Origin of the sequence: Thermomicrobium sp. 4228-Ro, from assembly GCF_026241205.1 — a bacterium.
In the GTDB taxonomy this organism is placed as follows: Bacteria; Chloroflexota; Chloroflexia; order Thermomicrobiales; family Thermomicrobiaceae; genus Thermomicrobium.
This window is the reverse complement of sequence record NZ_JAPFQM010000001.1, coordinates 554,780-572,695: the sequence shown is the minus strand read 5'-3', so window position 1 is coordinate 572,695 and position 17,916 is coordinate 554,780. Positions and strand designations below refer to the sequence as shown.

The following is a 17,916-nucleotide window of genomic DNA, read 5'->3' as shown; positions in this document are numbered from 1 at the left end:
TCTCGTGGTGCTACTTGCGCGCCTTCGCCACCTGCTCGCGGTAGCGGCGGGCAGGCTCGGCGTACGGCACGGGGCCGACGGTGACCCACACGTCGGTCTGCACGTGCCGCTCCACCGAGGGCTTGCGTGACCCACCGTTCGGCTCACCCCACACGATGCGGAGCCGCGTGCCTTCCTTGGCGTACTCAGGCTTCACCATGCCGAGCGCGAGAACACGCTCTTCGTTCGAGCTGAAGCCGGTGAACATGGCGAACCCGACGACCTCACCGGCATCGTTGAGGACCGCGTCGTACATCCAGGTGGCGTACTGGGCCAGCGGCAGGTCGAAGTACTTGTAGCGCTGCCCCTTGGGCTTGGTGACCAGGCTGGAGAGCACCCGCGCTGCCTCGTCCGGATCCCAGACCAGCGTCACCTTCTTGCGGTGCGGCTGGTCCTTCAGCCGTTCCAGCGCAGCCCGCCCAACGAAGTCGTGGTCGAACTTGATGAGGCGCCCATACCCCAGATCCCACGGCGTGAGGTAGTAGTCCTCGATGTTGGGGCTGACGAAGCTTCCACCCAGTGAGCCGACCGCCTCGTAGGCGTTGGCTGGCAGCCACTCGCGGTACCGCTGCAGCTCCGGGCTGGTGTAGATCGCCGGCAGCGGGTTCGGAATCCAGCCCGACTCGAGCGTATTGGTCGCGTATGCGCGGCTTCCCACGTGGCGGATGCCGAACTCCTTACCGGCCTCGAGGATGGCGGCCTTGACGGCGGGGCCGTCGGCGAAGTCACCGAAGAACTCGGCGCCGGAGACACCGCTCATGCCGTGGTGGAGGAGTCCGACGGTTTTACCCGCGATCTGGACGCGGGTGAAGTGGAAGAAGGGGATCTCCGGGGGTGGGCCGCCGAGCAGCTTCTCCAGGACCTTGGGGGCGTTGGGCCCCTGGATCTGGAAGCGGAAGGTCTTGCGTGGCTTGTGGGGATCGGCGACCGACCACTCGTCGCGCTCGTCGGTGACGTTGGCCCCGCTCGTCTCGGCATGGAACTGCACCCAGTTGTGCACCGAGGGGCGGCCGACCAGCTGGAACGTGCCGTCCTCGAGGTAGAACAGGATGACGTCACCGATCACGTACCCCTCGGGGGAGACAGGCACGTACTGCTTGGCCTGGCCGGGCTCGAATCCCTCGAAGGAGTTGATGCCGAGCTGGCGCAGGAGGGCGAAGGCGTCGGGGCCGCGGAGGAAGAGGTCGGTCATGTGGTAGGAGAGGTCGAAGAGGCAGACGGTCTCGCGCCAGGCGTGCTGCTCGTCGCGCCAGTTGGTGAACTCGGGGGGCACGACCGGATAGACCCGTGCACCCGTCTGGTTGTTGTACAGGTACTCCTGAATGTTGGGAACCTGGTCCAGGATCTGCTGGAGATTTTTTGCTGTACCGTTGGACATAGAACCTGCCTCCCTGTGCATCCAGCAACGACTCACTGCACGCGGATAAGGGGAACGTGGCCGGTATCCCTGAACGCCACCGCCGACGGTAGCTCCGGTCCGTTCCGGACAGCGCTCCCCTGGAGTCGCTCCCCGTGCCACTGCGCAGTGTAGCCCTTTAGGCATAATGCGGCAAGTAGGGCGTTCTGTATTGTTGAACGGGGTGCACGCGATCCTGCCAGGCTGGTGCGACGCGTAAGTGGACGGGCAGCTCGGCGAGGGGCCGCGAGAGGACACCGACTTGGCCTATGCCGCTGTGTCGGGGCGATCGTTTCCCCTTTGGGGGCGTCCGCGGTCGACGGAAGGATGGCGAGAGCAATGGTATGCTCATCCGTGACGTGGAGCGATGGGCCGGGAGTTACGAATGGCGGATCTGGTCTGTCCCAAGTGTCTCGGTCGAATGCGTACAGTGGAACGTCACCATGTCGTCTTCGAACGATGCGAGGAATGTGGCGGCGTGTTTCTCGACCGTGGCGAGCTGGAACAGCTGATTCGTGCCGAGGGTGCCTACTACCGTCGTCCACCTGACTGGGACGATGATTCCGGCCCCGCCTATCCGCGCAAACAGCGAAAGAAAAAGCTGCGTCACTTCCTGGAGGAGCTCCTCGATTTCGACTGATCGAGACTGGTACGGCTCATGAGCGGACAGCGAGCGACAACCCACCGGCTGGACATGCTCCGGGCCCGCCTGGCAGCGATCGAGCCAGCTCCGGGCGTGTATCTCATGAAGGATGCTCAGGGGAAGGTGATCTACGTCGGGAAGGCGAGTTCCCTCCGGAACCGGCTGCGCTCGTACTTCGGCTCGCAGACTGGGATGGATGCCAAGACGCGCGAGCTCGTCCAGCACATCGCGGATTTCGAAGTGATCCGGACCGATACGCCGACCGAAGCGCTCATCCTCGAAAACGAGCTGATCAAGCGGTATCGGCCGCGCTACAACATCATGTTGCGGGACGACAAAACGTACCCGTTCATCCGGATCACCAACGAACCGTTCCCCCGAGTCATTGCGACGCGTCGCGTGGTTCAGGATGGGAGCCGATACTTCGGTCCGTACCCGAGCGCGGGAGCGGTCCATCGCACGCTCGATCTCCTGAAGCGACTCTTCCCCTACCGGGCCTGCGATATCGAGATCACCGGGAACGCCGCGCGTCCCTGCCTCTACTACCACATCGGCCGCTGCGTCGGTCCCTGTATCGGTGCAGTCTCGGGGGAAGAGTACCGCCAAGTCATCGACAATGTTGTGCTCTTCCTGGAGGGGCGTGCTGATGACGTGGTCGCGCGTCTGCGAACCGAGATGGAAGCAGCGGCGGAGCGCCTGGAATTCGAGCGGGCTGCCCGTCTGCGCGACGAGTTGCGAGCGATCGAACAGGTCCTCCAGCAGCAGAAGATCGTGACCGGGAGCGACGAATCGTTCGATGTGCTGGCCGTGGCGCAGAGTGCTGGTGGCGATGCTTGCGTCCAGATCGGCTTCGTGCGCAACGGGAAGCTGCTCGGCTCGGAGCACTATCTCATGGCCGGTGCACGGGTCGATGATCCGCCGAGTGCGATTCTGACCTCGTTCGTGCAGCAGTACTACGCACAAGCTTCGAGCGTTCCGCCGGAACTGGTTCTGCAGCACCCACTCGACGAGTCCGATACGATCGTCGCGTTCCTGACCGAGCGGCGAGGTGAGCCAGTACGATTGAGCGTCGCGGTCGAAGGACTCCGCCGCGAACTCGTGGACATGATCGCGAAGAGTGCCCAGCAGAACCTCGAGCAATACCGTGTTCGCTGGCTGAACGACGAGCAGCGGACGACGCTCGCGCTCGAGGAACTGGCGGATGCGCTCGGTCTCGATCGCCTGCCCCGGCGTATCGAGTGCTTCGATGTCTCGCAGCTGCAGGGCACGAACGTGGTCGCCAGCATGGTCGTCTTCGAGCACGGCAAGCCGAAGAAGAGCGACTATCGGAAGTTCCAGATCAAGACGGTCGAAGGGCAAGACGACTTCGCAGCCATTCGGGAGGTAGTGCTGCGGCGGTACCGGCGTGCGCTGGCTACCGAGCAGACCGAAGCCTGGCAGACACTTCCCGATCTAGTCTTGATCGACGGTGGGAAGGGGCAGCTCAACGCAGCGCGCGAGGCGCTCACCGCACTGGGACTGGATCTCCCGATCGCGGCGCTGGCCAAGGAACACGAGGAGCTGTACGTGCCTGGCCGGAGCGAGCCGATCGTGTTGCCGCGGGATTCGCAAGCGCTCTTCCTGGTCCAGCGTATCCGAGACGAGGCGCACCGGTTCGCGGTGACCTTCCATCGCTCGCGGCGAACGCGATCGACCCTGCACTCGCTCCTGGACGACATCCCCGGCGTGGGACCGCGCCGGCGGCGGGAGCTGCTCCGTCGCTTCGGCTCGGTCGAGGGTATCCGGCAAGCGAGCGTCGAGGAGATCGCAGCTGTGCCCGGTATCAGTCGGACGCTCGCGGAGCGGATCAAAATGGAACTGGGAGGGGCATGAACGGTGCGAGTGATCGCGGCCCACGATGCGATCGCGATCGACGAAGCTGCTCGCGTGCTGCGCGAGGGAGGATTGGTCGTTTTCCCGACCGATACGGTCTACGGCGTCGGGGCGGCTGTCGACCGGCCCGATGCGGTCGCCCGCTTGTACGTCGCGAAGGGTCGACCGTTGGACCGGCCGATACCGGTGTTGATTGCCGATCTCGATCAGCTCGAGCGGTTGGCCAGCGAGGTGAACGAGGCGGTCTGGCGACTGGCCCGCCGGTTCTGGCCGGGCGCGCTGACGGTCGTCGTGCCAGCCCAGCCCTGGCTCCCGGTCGAGATCGTCCGCGATACCGGCGCAGTTGGGTTGCGTATGCCGGACCACCCGGTGGCGCTCGCGATCATCCGGGCGGCAGGAGGAGCGGTGGCGACGACGTCGGCGAATCGCTCCGGTGAGCGTGAAGCATGTACGGTCGAGGAAGCGATCGCTGCGCTCGGCGAGGCGGTCGACTTGTACGTGGACGGAGGGAGAACACCGGGTGGCATTCCGTCCACTGTCGTTGCGCTGGAAGGCGGGAAGATCTGCGTCTTGCGTCGGGGGGTACTGGACCCGGCGCTCATCGAGCAGGCTCTCCGTGAATCGTGACGAGTTGTCACGCTGCCGGTGCTCGGAGCGGTTCGGCAGCATTGACGTGTTGTGCATTCAGAGAGGACACTCTCGGCGGTGGTTACGTATCGAATGAGGACGGGCGGTACGAACCGGTGTTGGGAGAGTGGCTGTTGATCGGTGCGGCAGGAGCGCTCGCGGCGGGTGGACTGACCCAGCGACAGCGCCAGTCTCGGCGGCTTCAGCACCTGATGCGGTCGTTCCATTTTCCGAGGGAACGACCCCACGTGTTGATTCTCTCGGCTTCGATCGGTGGGGGACATAATGCTGCTGCGGCTGTTCTCCGCCAGGATCTCGAGGCACTCGGGTGCCGCGTGACGGTCCTGGATGGTTTTGCGTTCGCCACGCCGCTCGTGAGCCGGTACTTCGCCTGGTCGTATCCTCTCCAGCTGCGTTACGCTCCGTGGCTCTACGATTGGCAGTTCAGCTTGTCGCACCGCCGCGAGTGGACACGGTTCTGGCGCAGCCTCTACAGCATACTGGCTGCTGATGCGTTCGAGCGGCTGTGCATAGAGCTCAGGCCGGATGTTGTTGTCTCAACCTATCCGCTCGTGACGCAGGCACTCGGTACCCTCCGGGAACAGCGGCGGCTCACTGTTCCGACCGTAGCGGTCGTCACCGACTTCGGTGTTCATCGGCTCTGGACGGCTCCTGGTATCGACCTACACCTCGTGCCGTCGTCAGTCTCTGCTGCGCAAGTTGAGGATGCGACTGGCTCGGTTCTGGTGATGGAACCGCTCGCCCGTCCTGCTTTTCGAGAACCGATCGACCGGCTGCAAGCCCGTGAGCGTTTGGGTTTGCAGCCGGACGAGTTCGTCACGCTGATCGTGGCAGGGGCCTGGGGTATCGGCTATGTCGAAGCCATCGTGCACGATGTCGCTGTGTGCGACGTGCGCACGATCGTCGTGTGTGGCAAGAACGAGCACCTGGCGCGTCGTCTGCAACGACAGTACAGCGGTAATCCGAAGGTGCGCGTACTTGGCTGGACCGATACCTTGCCGCAACTCATGGCTGCGGCTGATTGCTTAGTGCAGAATGCCGGTGGACTGACGTGCCTGGAAGCCATCGCGCGAGGTTTGCCGATTCTGATCTATCGCCCGATCGCTGGACATGGAGTCCTGAATGCCCGCACTATGGAGCGAGCGCACGCGGCGCGTTGGATCCGCGACGCGGGCGAGTTGCGGCAGGTACTCCAGGACGCGGCTGCCGGACGTGTTCGGCTCGCGCAACCGTGCGTCGAGGCGAATGCAGTACCGGCAGCGCACGCGATCGTGTCGCTCCTGGCGAGACCCGAGGCAGCTGAGTGTGCGCGAGGTGCGGTCATGTTCACGGGACAGCCGGAGCAGAACAGCTGAGGCAAGGCGACACGTGCGATGATGCGGCCCATCGCCACGCGTCTCACACTCGCGAGTCTACTGGTTGCCGGTTTGCTCGCGCTCCTCGCTGTGCTCGCCTATCGTCTCCAGCCTCCGGTCGGCCTGGTTCCACTTTTGACGGAACAGGGGAGGCTGTTCTGGGTCGCAGCGATCATCGTGTGTCTCGTCGGTGCAGTCGTCTTTCAGGTGCTCGATCCGATGCCGCAGATCGCGACCATGACTGCTCCCCGCCGGGGGGTCCGCTACGAGCCGGTTCCAGAATGGCCGACGAGCTGGGGATTACCGTTCGCGACGCTAGCGGCGGGAGCGCTCATCCTGAGTGCCTACCATTCCGCGCTCGCCGGACTCGTCGTGGTGCTGTTCGGTTTCATCGCGCTCTTGGTCGGGGAACTGGCGCGTCTGGCGCTGTACAGCGTGGAGCAACGTGTGCGGATCTTCGGGCGGGTGACGCATACGTTGTTGCTGTACGGATTGGCGTTCATTGCGTTCGCGATGATTTATATCCACAAACTTCGCAGCTTGTATTCGGCGACAGCGATGTTCCTGATCGCAGGTGTCCTGTTCCTGCAGCTGACCGAGGCGGCTGACGTGCAGCTCGATCGTCGCGTTCTGTATGCGATGGTCGGTGGGCTCGTCCTCGCGGAAGCGACCTGGGTTCTGAACTACTGGCCCGCAACGGGATGGCTCGGTGGTGCAGCGCTCCTCGCGGTCTTCCATGTCGTCGCTGGGCTGATACTCGCCAGAATCGAGCGCACCTCGAGCTGGCGTACCGTGCTGGAGTACGGGGCGATGGCCTGTCTGGCGCTGGCGGTTATCATTTGGGGTATGCTGCGCACGCGAGGTGGGCCGTGAACGATTCCCAGGAAGGCGACCTGTACGAACTGCTGTTGCGGCTGGACGCCCTCGAGGAGGTGCTCGAGGAACTCAAGGAGCGCAGTCTCGAGACGCTCGACGCGTTGCAGGCCGCCCTCGCGACGGAGCCCGGCACCGAGGAACTCCGAGAAATCGTCGGCGAACTCTTGCGGCGCGGTGTTCGAACTACTGAGGATGTCCAGCGAGAACTCGAGATGCTGGAACGCCACATCGACGAACCAGGCGCCCCGGATACCGGATGGCTTGGTCCAAACTGACGACGGATGCCTATGGAAAGCCTCTTCTCGGCTCGTGAGCGCGAGCTCCAACAGCGTTTCGCACCGCTCGCCGAGCGGATGCGTCCCCGGACACTGGACGAGATCGTCGGGCAAACGCACCTGCTCGGGCCCGGGGCATTGCTCCGCGGGATGATCGAAGAGGATCGCCTCGTCTCGCTCATCCTCTGGGGACCTCCGGGCTGTGGGAAGACGACGATCGCTCGGGTTATCGCCGAACAGACCCGGGCTGCGTTCGTTCCCCTCTCAGCTGTCACGGCGACCGTCGCGGACGTCCGCCGCGCAGTACACGAGGCTCGGGAGCGCCTGGGTCAGCTCGGGCAGCGTACGATCGTCTTCATCGACGAGATCCATCGGTTCAACCGTGCCCAACAGGATGCGTTGCTTCCGGCCGTCGAGGACGGGACGATCGTATTGATCGGCGCGACGACCGAGAATCCGTCGTTCGAGGTAAACGCGCCGCTCCTCTCGCGTTGCCGCGTGGTGGTGCTTGAGCCGCTCTCCGACGAGGCGATCCGGTCGCTGCTCGAGCGAGCGTTGACTGACACCGAGCGCGGTCTCGGTGGGCTCGCAGTCGAAGTCGAACCCGAAGCACTCGAAGCGATCGTGAACCTGGCGAACGGTGACGCGCGCATGGCCTTGAACACGCTCGAGCTCGCTGTGACCGGCGCGCGCCGAGGACGAGTCACAGTGGATATTGTTCGCCAGGCAGCGATGCGTCGCGCAACGGTCTATGACCGTGTTGGTGATGTCCACTACGATACGATTTCAGCACTGCACAAGGCGATTCGTGGATCCGACCCGGATGCAGCACTCTACTGGCTCGCCCGGATGCTCGAGAACGGGGAGGATCCGTTGTTCATCGCCCGGCGATTGGTTCGCGCGGCGAGCGAAGACATCGGATTGGCCGATCCGCATGCGCTCGTCGTCGCCGTCGCTGCGCAACAGGCAGTCCATGTGGTCGGTCTACCGGAAGGTGCACTGGCTCTCGCGCAGGCAGCCGTCTACCTCGCTCTCGCACCCAAGTCGAACGCGCTCTATCGCGCCTACGAGGCGGCACGGCGGGACGTAGCCGAGACGCGCAACGATCCAGTGCCGTTGCACCTCCGCAATGCGCCGACTGCGCTGTTGCGCCAGCTGGGCTGGGGTGCCGGTTACCGGTACCCGCACGATGAGCCAGATGGGATCGGGCGACAGGAATATCTGCCACCGCGCTTGCGTGGCCGGCGATACTATGAGCCGACGGAGCGCGGTTGGGAGGCGCGCGTGCGGGAGCGTTTGGCGGCGATCCGGGCGCGACGGAACGAGCCAGGGGAACGATCTGGAGCGGATGAGGAGCGACCGTGAATACGATCGAGGTGCCGGTCCGGCAGAATCGGGCGAACGACGAGCTCCGGCCAGTGGAAATCGTTCCCGATTACATTCCGTATGCCGAAGGCTCGGCGCTGATCATGCTCGGCAACACGCACGTCCTGTGCGCGGCGACCGTCGAGGAACGCGTGCCAGGTTTCCTCGCCGGCACCGGACAGGGGTGGATCACCGCCGAGTACGGCATGCTTCCCCGGAGCGGCCGGGAGCGGATCCCGCGCGAGCGTGCCGGTCCAGGAGGCCGAACGGCGGAAGTCCAACGATTGATCGGCCGCTCCTTGCGCGCTGCCGCCGACCTCACTGCGCTTGGTGAGCGGACGATCATCATCGACTGTGACGTGATCCGTGCTGATGGCGGTACCCGTACAGCAGCGGTCACCGGTGGATGGGTCGCGCTCTATCTGGCTGTCCGTCGGCTCGTGGAAGCCGAACAACTGCCGGCGCTGCCGATCGTGCGGCAAGTCGCGGCGGTGAGCGTCGGCATCGTCGCGGGCGAGCCGCGGCTCGATCTCGAATACGCCGAAGATAGCCGGGCCGAGGTCGATATGAACGTCGTGATGACCGACCGCGGCGAATTCGTCGAACTCCAGGGAACTGCTGAGGGACAGCCCTTCGGCCGGGACATCCTCGATCGCTTACTCGAACTGGCTGAACGCGGCATCAGCGAGCTGATGGTCGCTCAGCGGCGCGCGCTTCAGCTTCCGTAACGCGAGTCAGCTTTCGACCTCCAGATGCTCTTTCGTGCTCGGTAACCGATCAGCGATACGGGGGTCGAGTTGTGTTGCCCGGTCGAGTGCCCGGCCGAGGGCCTTGAAGATCGCCTCGAGCTGGTGGTGAGCATTCTGCCCGTACAGGGTCACGAGATGGATCGTGATGCGTGCCTCGCGGGCGAGCGTTTCGAGGAAGTGGCGCGCGAGGTCGCATTCGAGCTGGCCGACCGATCCCGGTGGGAACGGATCACGGTGAATGAAGAGGCCGCGCCCACTACAGTCGAGCGCGACGTGTGCGAGCGCCTCGTCCATCGGTACCGCTGCATCGGCCATGCGGCGGATGCCACGCCAGTCGCCGAGAGCCCGGCGCACCGCCTGGCCCAGGCAGATCGCAACGTCTTCGACCGTGTGGTGTCCGTCGACGTGCAAGTCACCGCGGGCCCGGACGGTTAGGTCGAAGCACCCGTGGCGCGCGAAGAGGGTGAGAAAGTGATCGAGCGCACCGATACCAGTGTCGACGCTGGCTTGCCCCGAGCCATCGAGCGCGATTTCGACAGTCACTGTTGTCTCGGCGGTCGTGCGTTCGATTTTCGCGACACGCGCCCCGTTCATCGCTCGTCCTCCGACGTCATGCGGGAAAGGTATCCAGTGCTTCCAGAATGCGATTCACGTGTTCCGGCGTGCCGACCGTGATCCGGAGATCATCGCGGAGCCATTCATCGTCGTACCGTCGCACGACGATCGCTGCCCGCAGGAAGTGCGCATGCAACTCGTGGGCGCGACCATCGTGCACGCGGCAGAGAATGAAGTTCGCTTCCGAAGGATAGGGGCGGAGGAACGGATACCGCAGGAGGGCAGCGTAGAGACGCTCGCGCTCGCGCCGGATCCGTTCGACGCGCTCCATCAGCCACTCGCGGTCCGCCAGAGCGGCCTCGACAGCTGCTTGCGCGGCGACGCTCACGTTGAACGGTTGCTTGACGCGCCACAGCGCGCGTGCGATGTGCGGTGGGAAAATGCCGTACCCGATGCGGAGGCCGGCGAGTCCAGCCCACTTGCTGAATGTCCGGAGCACGATCACGTTGTCGTACCGATCGGTGAAGGCTTGCAGTGTCGTGCCTGCGAACTCATAGTAGGCTTCGTCGACGACGAGGAGGACGCCAGTTCGGACCAAGCGCTCGAGTTCATGGGGGGTGACGAGGTTCCCGGTCGGATTGTTCGGCGAGGCGAGGAAGATGAGTTTCGTGCGGGGTGTGATGGCCTGTTCGATCGCTGCGAGATCCAGTGTGAACGTCTCGGTTCGTGGTACGGTGACCACACGAGCACCGAAGAGCGGTGGCCGGGACAGGTAGACACCGAAGCTGGGAACGGGAACGATGACGTCGTCGCCTGGTTCCACGACAGCGAGCAGGAGGAGATCGATCAGCTCATCGGAACCGTTGCCGAGGAGGATCCGGTCGAACGGAGCGCCGGTGTACTCAGCCAGGGCGCGGCGTGCTCGTCGCTGATCGGGGTCGGGGTAGAGATGCAGATCGCTCAGTGTCGCGAGTGCGGCGATGACTGTTGGCGGAGGGCCGTACGGGTTCTCGTTCGCATCGAGCTTCGCGACCTGTTCCGGTGGGACGCCCAATCGCTCAGCGATCGTTTCCAAACTTTCGACGGGAAGATACTCGATGGTGTTCTCGACGGTCGCACGAAGTCTCCTCTGCGTTTCCACGATCACCCCCTGCGGTGTCATCGTGCCTGGCGAAAAGCGTACCGTGAGTGACGATCGGTGTGCCAAGTGTGTTGCAGGCAACTGCCGCTCCTCGTCGTGTTGCTGATATTCGTCGTCCTGTCGAGCGCCCCGGCCCGTGCTGTCGTGTGGTCGGAACGCTCCATCGGCGAGCCAGCGGACAGCGAGGTCGCGACGCTTCCTGCAATTTCGGCGCGCGCCGTCTTGGTCGTCGATATCACTGCCGGCGCGGAACTCTTGAGTGTCGATGCAGACGATCCGTTGCCACCAGCGAGCACGACGAAGATCATCACGGCGTTGACCGTGCGGCGCTTTCTCGCCCTGGACGAGTGGGTGACCATTCGCGAACAGGATCTAGTCGATCCGGCGATCTACAGCCACGCGGGGTTGCTACCGGGTGATCGACTGACTGTGCACGATCTCTTGGCGGCACTGCTCGTCGCTTCAGCAGGCGATGCTGCCCAGGCGCTCGCCCGCGTCACTGGGGAACGAGTCTCCCCAGCTTCCGATTCCCCGCTCGATGCCTTCGTGACGGCGATGAACCAGGAGGCGGTGCGCCTCGGCCTCCGGCATTCCCACTTCCTCACTCCAGATGGCCGAGATGTTCCTGGGCAGGTTACGACGGCACGCGACCTGGCGATCGCAGCTGCCCACCTGCTCGCCGATCCGGCGCTGGCCTCGATCGTGGCTGCCACAACGTGGGAGATCACTGTCGAGGGACCGAATGCCCGGCAGCTAGTTCTGCTGAACACGAACCAGCTGGCTGGTACGCCGGACGTGGTCGGTGTCAAGACCGGCACGAGTCCAGCAGCCGGCCAATGTCTCGTCTTGGGTGTGCGGCGCGGTCACGATACGGTCCTAGTCGTGGTGCTGGGGAGTGTCGACCGGTATGGTGACGTACAGGCGATCCTCGACTGGATGGATGCACGTTTCCGCTGGATAACGCTGGATGGCGCATCGTTTCCCCAACTAGCAGCACTGGCTGAACGGGGAATCGTGCCGGCGCTCGCACCGACGGTTCTCGCACCGGCTGACCAACTCGATCACCTGCAGCTCGAGATCGCGGAAGCACCATCAGCGGCGCGGGTGCGAGGTAGGGTACGATTGCGTTTCGGAACCGTCGATCTGGTCGTGTCGCCGCTGATCGACCTGCGATACCAGACCGAGGGGCGAGTACGCGGGTGAGTGGGCGATGGCCGAGCAGCGCTTGCAGCGGGTTCTTGCAGCATACGGAATCGCCTCGCGCCGCAAGGCCGAGCAGTTGATCCTCGCTGGTCGCGTGACCGTGGATGGGGTCGTGGTTCGCGAACTCGGGACGAAAGTCGACCCGGAACGGCAGGAGATCCGCGTCGACGGTGAACCGGTGCGCCCGGAGCCGCTGCGGTACATCATGCTGCACAAGCCGGTCGGGTACATCACGACGACTGTCGACGAGTACGGACGCAGGACGGTGCTCGACCTCGTGCAGGTGCCCGAGCGCGTCGTCCCTGTCGGTCGTCTCGACCGTGATTCGTCCGGGCTTCTCCTGCTGACGAACGACGGTGATCTCATCTATCGGATCACGCACCCGCGGTACGAACTCGAGAAAGAATACGAGGTTCTCGTGGACGGCTTCCCGCCCCCGGAGGTCGAAGAGGCTCTGCGGCGCGGTGTGCCGGTCGACGGTCGACCGGTTCAGATCCGACGGCTCGAAGCGATCCGAACCGAGCCGGAAGGCACAGTCTACCGCGTGGTGATTCACGAAGGGCGCAACCGGATCATCCGACGCGTCTTCGAGCGGGTCGGCTACCCGGTGCTGCGCTTGCATCGCGTCCGGGTCGGTCCACTCCGGCTCGGGAACCTTCCTCCCGGACAATGGCGCGATTTGACGCCGGAAGAGCTGGCGGCCTTGCGGCGGGCAGTCGGATTGTCGGAAACTCCTGCTGGGGTGAAGACGAAGGAGCGGGAGCTTGACCGTGGCAGAACCGTGCAGCTTCGTGGTCGCGATCGACGGCCCGGCCGGCTCGGGCAAAAGTACCGTCGGCGCTGAGGTCGCACGGCGGCTCGGGGCACTCTACTTCGATACCGGCGTCGTCTACCGAACGCTCGCACTCGTCGCTTCCGAGCGTGGTGTGTCGCCGGATGACGCCGATCGCTTGGTCGAACTGGCTCGATCCCTTTCGCTTCGCGTCGGCCCGCCGTCCGTCGCGGATGGACGCCTGTACGACGTCCGGCTCGATGGCCGGGACATCACCTGGGCGATTCGGACGCCGGAAATCGATCGTCTCGCATCGGTTGTCTCAGCGCATCCGGAGGTCCGCCGGGCACTGCTCCGGATCCAACGCGAGATCGCTCGGGACGGGCGCGTGGTGATGGCCGGACGGGATATCGGTACGGTGGTGATGCCGGATGCTCCCGTCAAGATCTGGTTGCATGCCTCGCTCGAGGAACGGGCCCGGCGTCGTCAGCGTGAACTCGCTCGTCGGGGGATCGTGCAACCACTCGAGGCCATCATCGCCGAGCTGGCTGAACGTGACCTCCGCGATGCGACCCGAGCCGTCGCGCCGATGCGTCCAGCCGAGGACGCGGTGATCGTCGAAACGGATGGACGATCGATCGAAGACGTTGTGGAGTCGGTGCTCGCGATCGTGCGCGAGCGATGCGAGTGTGCGGACCATGGAGCCGATTCCTCTCGCGTGGCGACTGTCCCGTCGCCGTAAGCTCAAAACGTTGATTTTCTTGACGGCACGCGTCTTCGTGGTGCCGCTGTTGCGTCTGCTGATCCGCTTCCGGATCGAGGGGCTCGAGCATGTCCCGCGGATCGGTCCGGCGATCGTCGCAGCGAATCACCTGCACAATGCCGATCCGGTGCTGATCATCGCGGCGTTCACACGGCCGGTCCTGTTCATGGCCAAGAAGGAACTGTTCAGTATCCCGGTGATACGCTGGTTCGTGCGCCAGTCGGGTGCTTTCCCGGTCGATCGCGGGCGTCCGGATCGCCAGGCTTTGCGGCATGCCGAGAAGCTGCTCCGTGAGGGGATGCTGGTCGGCATCTTCCCGGAAGGAACGCGCAGCCGAACCGGGACACTGCAAGCGCCGCATCCTGGCGTCGGCTTGCTGATCCGCCGAAACCCCGACGTACCGGTCATCCCAGTCGCGATCTGGGGTACGGAGGTGTTGCCGTTCAACGGGGCCAAGGGACGTAAGCCGTTGCGGGGCTGGCCACGCGTTACCGTGCGGATCGGGGCACCGATTCAGGTTACCGTGCGGGACGCCGAGGGGCGCGAGCGAACCCCGGAGGAACTGGCCGACGACGTCATGCTCGCGATCGCCCGGCTTCTCCCCGAACCGTATCGCGGCTTGTACCGGGAGCGTTGCGCGTCTCGGAAGGAGCCCGTTGCACCCACTTCCCACGCTGGTCTGCCTTCCTGATGACGGCCCAACCTGGGAGTATCGACGGTCGTTCTCGGTCTTTCGTGTGCTCGGTGGTGTGGTGATCCCTTGCTACCTCTTCCACCGCTCGCGGCCATGCGGGTCGAGCCGGGACGCGACGTATGGCTGGAGCGTGTCGGTGGGTACGAGCCCGAGGAGCTGGCCCGACGACGGCGCGCGGGATATCGCCCGTACGTCGCACGCCTCGGGAGCGAGCCGGTGGCTCTCGGTTGGGTCGCGACGCGGGAACCCGAAATCGGTGCGCTCGGGCTGTCGTTCCGGGTGCCTCCAGGCGAGCGCTACCTTTGCGACCTCTTCACCGTGCCGGAGTGGCGAGGCCGGGGTATCTACCTGCGTCTCCTCCAGGCCATCCTACGACTCGAGGGGGATGGAGAGCGTTTCTGGATCGGCTACGACGCCCCCCAATGTCGCCTCGGCTCGCGGTATCGCCAAGGCGGGGTTTCGGATCGTCGTCCACATCGTCCGGCTTCCCGAGGGAACGCTCGCAGTGGTACCGGATGGGCCGGACGATCGGGTCGCTGCGGCAGCCCGTCTGCTCGGTTTGCCGGTCGTTCGAGTGCCTAGCGATGGCGGCGCCACCAGCGTGCTGCGGTGAGTGTGCCGGCCAGGAGTGCTGCGAGGCTGCCCGCGACGATCGCTGTGCCCACTGGGTCCGGTCCAGGCAGGACGACCTTCCCGTCGTCGTAGCTGAGGAAGAGCTGTCCCCACTTGGTGCGGAGCGCCTCCTTCACTCGGCGTCGTCCGTGAACCGGATACCAGTAGACGTTGTGATAGACGTTCGAGGCGACGTACGACCAGGGGACGAGCGGCGATCGCAGGAGCAGGTTCTCGAACGGCTTGAGTGGGCCGTGGTAGATCAGTTTCTGGCCACGGCTCGCGAAGGTGTCGCCGGCGATGAAGCCCCAGGACTCGTTGGAGATATCTTCGCCGACGATCTCGATCTCGCGCGGATCGCCCACCCCGAGCCCACGCTCGTGCGCGATGCGGATGAACGGGATGGAAAGCGGGTCGAAGCCCTGGAGCTTGGCACTGATCGCATCGATCGCCACCTGATCGGCGCTCGCGAGGATGATGTCTTTCTCGTGCGGACGCATGGCGCGCGGGCCTGGTCCGTCACCGGCGAACGTGCCGTCCATGACGGCGAAGACGCCTGGATGGATCTCCTGCTGGATCGTCAGGAGATCGACCAGTGTCTCGTGGATGACTGCGTGCGTCCAGTGACGGCGCTCGTTGAGAAGCCCTCCGAAGGCGTTCTTCATGGCGCCGGTGATCGTCGTGAAGACGTGCGTCTTGACCGTGGGCAGATGGATGATGTTCCGACCGATGAAGAGTTTCGGTATGCGGATCCCCTCCGGAAAGATCTTGTGGAGAACGAGGAGTTCCCCCTTCGGCTCATAAGGAACCCACTCGACGTGCGGCTCGTAGAGATGGACGTTCTCCACGCCGTACTTGTCGACGACGTACTTGTGCTTGTTGTTCCGCTCGCCCTTGTAGGCGTCGACGACGACCGTGCGGTTGTGCGCTGCGATCAGATGCCCATAGCCGTCGGCTTTCAGCCGACGGATCACGCCTTCGAGTTGCCACGGCGTCGTCGAGCAGCCAGGGTACCACGTGTCCCAGGTGATGTTGATCTTGAGGATCGTATCGCGGTCGCGCGGCAGTGCCTCGCGATAGCCGGCCATCAGCATGGCGCGGCCGATATCGGCCAGAACCGTCTGCGGTGTCGTACGGACGACAGCGACTTTTCCTTTGCCCGGGAATGCGCTCATCGCTCGCCTCCTGGTCATGTCCGGTTCGATGCTAGCACAGGGTCGCCCATTCGTCCCGGTCGACAGAACAGGCCTTGTCCGTACACCCGCTGGACTGCTAGGATGTGCCTGACAGTCAGAGCGACGAGTGGCCGCCGGTATGTCGAGGAGGGGCTGTGGTACGAGCAGGGGTACGTGCGTGCCTTGTGGTCGTCGTACTCGTGAGCTGGGTTATCCAATCAGGCACGAGCATCCATGCCGCACCGCTTGCCGAGCCAACGATCGTCGCCAGTGCAGCGATCGTCCTGGACGCCACGACGGGAACCGTCCTGTTCGACAAGAACGCGGACGAGCCGCGTGCTCCAGCGAGCCTCACGAAGCTCGCGACAGCGCTGACGGCGATCGACCTCGCGCCGCTCGACACGGTTCTGCGGGTATCGAGCGCTGATCTCGTCGGCGAGGCATCGATGGGCCTGCACCCGGGAGACGAGCTCACGCTCGAGGCGGCGCTCTACGGACTCCTGCTCGCTTCCGGGAACGATGCAGCGATGGTGATCGCTCGCAATTTGAGCGCCTTGCCGGGCGATACTCCCGAAGTAGCAGTCGCCCGTTTCGTCCGGCAGATGAACCTCGTGGCCCAGCGGTTGGGACTCGAGCACACGACGTTCCGCAACCCGCATGGGTTGGACGAACCAGGGCACCTCACGACCGCTCATGACCTCGCACGACTCACGCGTGCAGTCCTGCAGCGGCCGGAACTCCGCCGAATTCTGGAGACACCGGCGTACTCGGATGGAGCGTTCAGTGTCAGGACGACGAACCGGTTGCTCGGAAACTATCCCGGGCTCATCGGCGGCAAGACCGGTATCACGGATGCGGCTGGTTACTCGTTGATCGAGGCGGCGCAACGGGATGGGCACACGGTGATCGTAGTCGTCCTCGGTAGCACGCACGAGGCCTGGTACGACGATGCGGTGAAGCTCCTGGACTACGGATTCGAGAAGCTCGCGATGTTCGGGCCGCTCGACCGGCCGGCGACCGGAGCGATCAGCGTGACCGCGATGCAGGTGGCGGTCGCAACCGCGACGACAGAGCCACGTGCGCTCGTCCTCCAGGTTCCCGCGACTGATCCGCAGGTCGAGCGAGCATGGTTCTGGCCGATGTCTGCGATGACGGCTGTCGTGGCGAGTGGCGTCATCCTGACTGGCCTCCCTCTGGTGATGGCGGTGGTCGTGACTCGTCGTCAACGAGCCGCTCGGCGCTCGCGGCATGGGAATGCGGTACGGCGATCTGTAAGGCGGCACAATGTCGGAGCACAACCGACACCGAGGAGTCTCGGAGGAGCGCGTGGAGCATCGGTCACTCCTCGACGACCTGAGGCGATTCGGCAATCGGGAATCATCGCGTTCGACCCGGCAACCGCGGTGGCGCAACGCGCGGTGCGGGCTGGCCGGCGTGGAGATGCCGCCGTGGCCGAGGCACACTTCGTCGAAGCGTTACGCGCGAACCCAGCATTTGACCTCACTCGGACACCGGAATTCTGGACGATGTCGCCAGTTGGGGTCGTTGCAGCCGCGCGGGCCTATCGCCGAGTCGGCCGAGTGCGCGATGCCCGGACATTACTGACTGTCGCACAGATCAGCTTCGGCGCCGTGCCAGTCATCCGAGAGGAACTCGCGAGCCTACCGCGACAGTGGAACGAGGTGCCGGTCGCCGTCCTCACAGTACCCCGTTTGCCTCGATCTTGATACGATCCGTATCAGCTGCTATACTGCGGTCGAGTGCAGGAGGAGAGGTACGGGAG

18 protein-coding genes are annotated in these 17,916 nt (G+C 64.6%); 14 read left to right on the top strand and 4 right to left on the bottom strand.

Going from position 1 to position 17,916, the window contains the following annotated elements; genetic code table 11:
- Positions 1-10 precede the first annotated feature (10 nt).
- Positions 11-1,417: a vanillate/3-O-methylgallate O-demethylase gene (ligM, locus tag OO015_RS02910; RefSeq protein WP_265939613.1), complete on the bottom strand. Its 1,407-nt coding sequence runs from the start codon at positions 1,415-1,417 to the stop codon at positions 11-13.
- Between the two features lie 403 nt (positions 1,418-1,820).
- Here ligM and OO015_RS02905 point away from each other — a divergent pair, with 403 nt between their 5' ends.
- The 8 genes from OO015_RS02905 (at position 1,821) to rph (ending at position 9,197) form a co-directional block, all read left to right on the top strand.
- Entirely contained in the window at positions 1,821-2,075 is a 255-nt protein-coding gene (locus OO015_RS02905; protein ID WP_265939611.1) for a zf-TFIIB domain-containing protein, read from the top strand.
- Between the two features lie 18 nt (positions 2,076-2,093).
- Complete coding sequence (gene uvrC / locus OO015_RS02900; protein ID WP_265939609.1) at positions 2,094-3,950, top strand: excinuclease ABC subunit UvrC; 1,857 nt, start codon at positions 2,094-2,096, stop codon at positions 3,948-3,950.
- Positions 3,951-3,953: 3 nt separating this feature from the next.
- On the top strand, positions 3,954-4,577 hold the full coding sequence (locus tag OO015_RS02895; protein ID WP_265939607.1) for an L-threonylcarbamoyladenylate synthase: 624 nt from the start codon (positions 3,954-3,956) through the stop codon (positions 4,575-4,577).
- 116 nt (positions 4,578-4,693) lie between these two features.
- Complete coding sequence (locus OO015_RS02890) at positions 4,694-5,953, top strand: MGDG synthase family glycosyltransferase (RefSeq protein WP_265939604.1); 1,260 nt, start codon at positions 4,694-4,696, stop codon at positions 5,951-5,953.
- Positions 5,954-5,971: 18 nt separating this feature from the next.
- The gene (locus OO015_RS02885) at positions 5,972-6,826 is read left to right on the top strand and encodes a hypothetical protein (protein WP_265939602.1); all 855 of its coding nucleotides are present in this window, start codon (positions 5,972-5,974) and stop codon (positions 6,824-6,826) included.
- Entirely contained in the window at positions 6,823-7,104 is a 282-nt protein-coding gene (locus tag OO015_RS02880; RefSeq protein WP_265939600.1) for a hypothetical protein, read from the top strand. The genes OO015_RS02885 and OO015_RS02880 overlap by 4 nt, the downstream gene beginning before the upstream one ends.
- Positions 7,105-7,110: 6 nt before the next feature.
- The gene (locus OO015_RS02875) at positions 7,111-8,469 is read left to right on the top strand and encodes a replication-associated recombination protein A (protein WP_416236564.1); all 1,359 of its coding nucleotides are present in this window, start codon (positions 7,111-7,113) and stop codon (positions 8,467-8,469) included.
- A complete protein-coding gene (rph, locus tag OO015_RS02870) occupies positions 8,466-9,197 on the top strand; it encodes a ribonuclease PH (protein WP_265939596.1) in 732 nt (243 codons plus the stop codon). Before OO015_RS02875 ends, rph begins: the two co-directional genes overlap by 4 nt.
- 6 nt (positions 9,198-9,203) lie before the next feature.
- Here the strand turns inward: rph and hisB are convergent, their stop codons facing one another.
- Positions 9,204-9,812, bottom strand: a complete 609-nt coding sequence (hisB, locus tag OO015_RS02865) for an imidazoleglycerol-phosphate dehydratase HisB (RefSeq protein WP_265939593.1) — start codon at positions 9,810-9,812, stop codon at positions 9,204-9,206.
- A gap of 16 nt (positions 9,813-9,828) precedes the next feature.
- Positions 9,829-10,914 (bottom strand): histidinol-phosphate transaminase, encoded by a 1,086-nt coding sequence (gene hisC / locus OO015_RS02860; RefSeq protein WP_265939591.1) that lies wholly within the window; start codon positions 10,912-10,914, stop codon positions 9,829-9,831.
- 66 nt (positions 10,915-10,980) lie between these two features.
- Here hisC and OO015_RS02855 point away from each other — a divergent pair, with 66 nt between their 5' ends.
- From OO015_RS02855 to OO015_RS02835, 5 genes are all read left to right on the top strand, one after another.
- On the top strand, positions 10,981-12,117 hold the full coding sequence (locus OO015_RS02855; RefSeq protein ID WP_265939589.1) for a D-alanyl-D-alanine carboxypeptidase family protein: 1,137 nt from the start codon (positions 10,981-10,983) through the stop codon (positions 12,115-12,117).
- A gap of 7 nt (positions 12,118-12,124) precedes the next feature.
- Positions 12,125-12,961 (top strand): pseudouridine synthase, encoded by an 837-nt coding sequence (locus OO015_RS02850; RefSeq protein ID WP_265939587.1) that lies wholly within the window; start codon positions 12,125-12,127, stop codon positions 12,959-12,961.
- On the top strand, positions 12,888-13,631 hold the full coding sequence (gene cmk / locus OO015_RS02845; RefSeq protein WP_265941010.1) for a (d)CMP kinase: 744 nt from the start codon (positions 12,888-12,890) through the stop codon (positions 13,629-13,631). The genes OO015_RS02850 and cmk overlap by 74 nt, the downstream gene beginning before the upstream one ends.
- Complete coding sequence (locus OO015_RS02840) at positions 13,588-14,343, top strand: lysophospholipid acyltransferase family protein (RefSeq protein WP_265939585.1); 756 nt, start codon at positions 13,588-13,590, stop codon at positions 14,341-14,343. The genes cmk and OO015_RS02840 overlap by 44 nt, the downstream gene beginning before the upstream one ends.
- A 388-nt stretch (positions 14,344-14,731) precedes the next feature.
- On the top strand, positions 14,732-14,959 hold the full coding sequence (locus OO015_RS02835; RefSeq protein ID WP_265939583.1) for a hypothetical protein: 228 nt from the start codon (positions 14,732-14,734) through the stop codon (positions 14,957-14,959).
- On the opposite strand, the gene OO015_RS02830 is transcribed toward OO015_RS02835, so the two are convergent.
- A complete protein-coding gene (locus OO015_RS02830) occupies positions 14,925-16,133 on the bottom strand; it encodes a DUF362 domain-containing protein (protein WP_265939581.1) in 1,209 nt (402 codons plus the stop codon). The two genes, OO015_RS02835 and OO015_RS02830, sit on opposite strands and share 35 nt — an antisense overlap.
- 155 nt (positions 16,134-16,288) lie before the next feature.
- On the opposite strand from OO015_RS02830, the gene OO015_RS02825 reads away from it, so the two are divergent.
- Complete coding sequence (locus OO015_RS02825) at positions 16,289-17,860, top strand: D-alanyl-D-alanine carboxypeptidase family protein (protein WP_265939578.1); 1,572 nt, start codon at positions 16,289-16,291, stop codon at positions 17,858-17,860.
- Positions 17,861-17,916 lie beyond the last annotated feature (56 nt).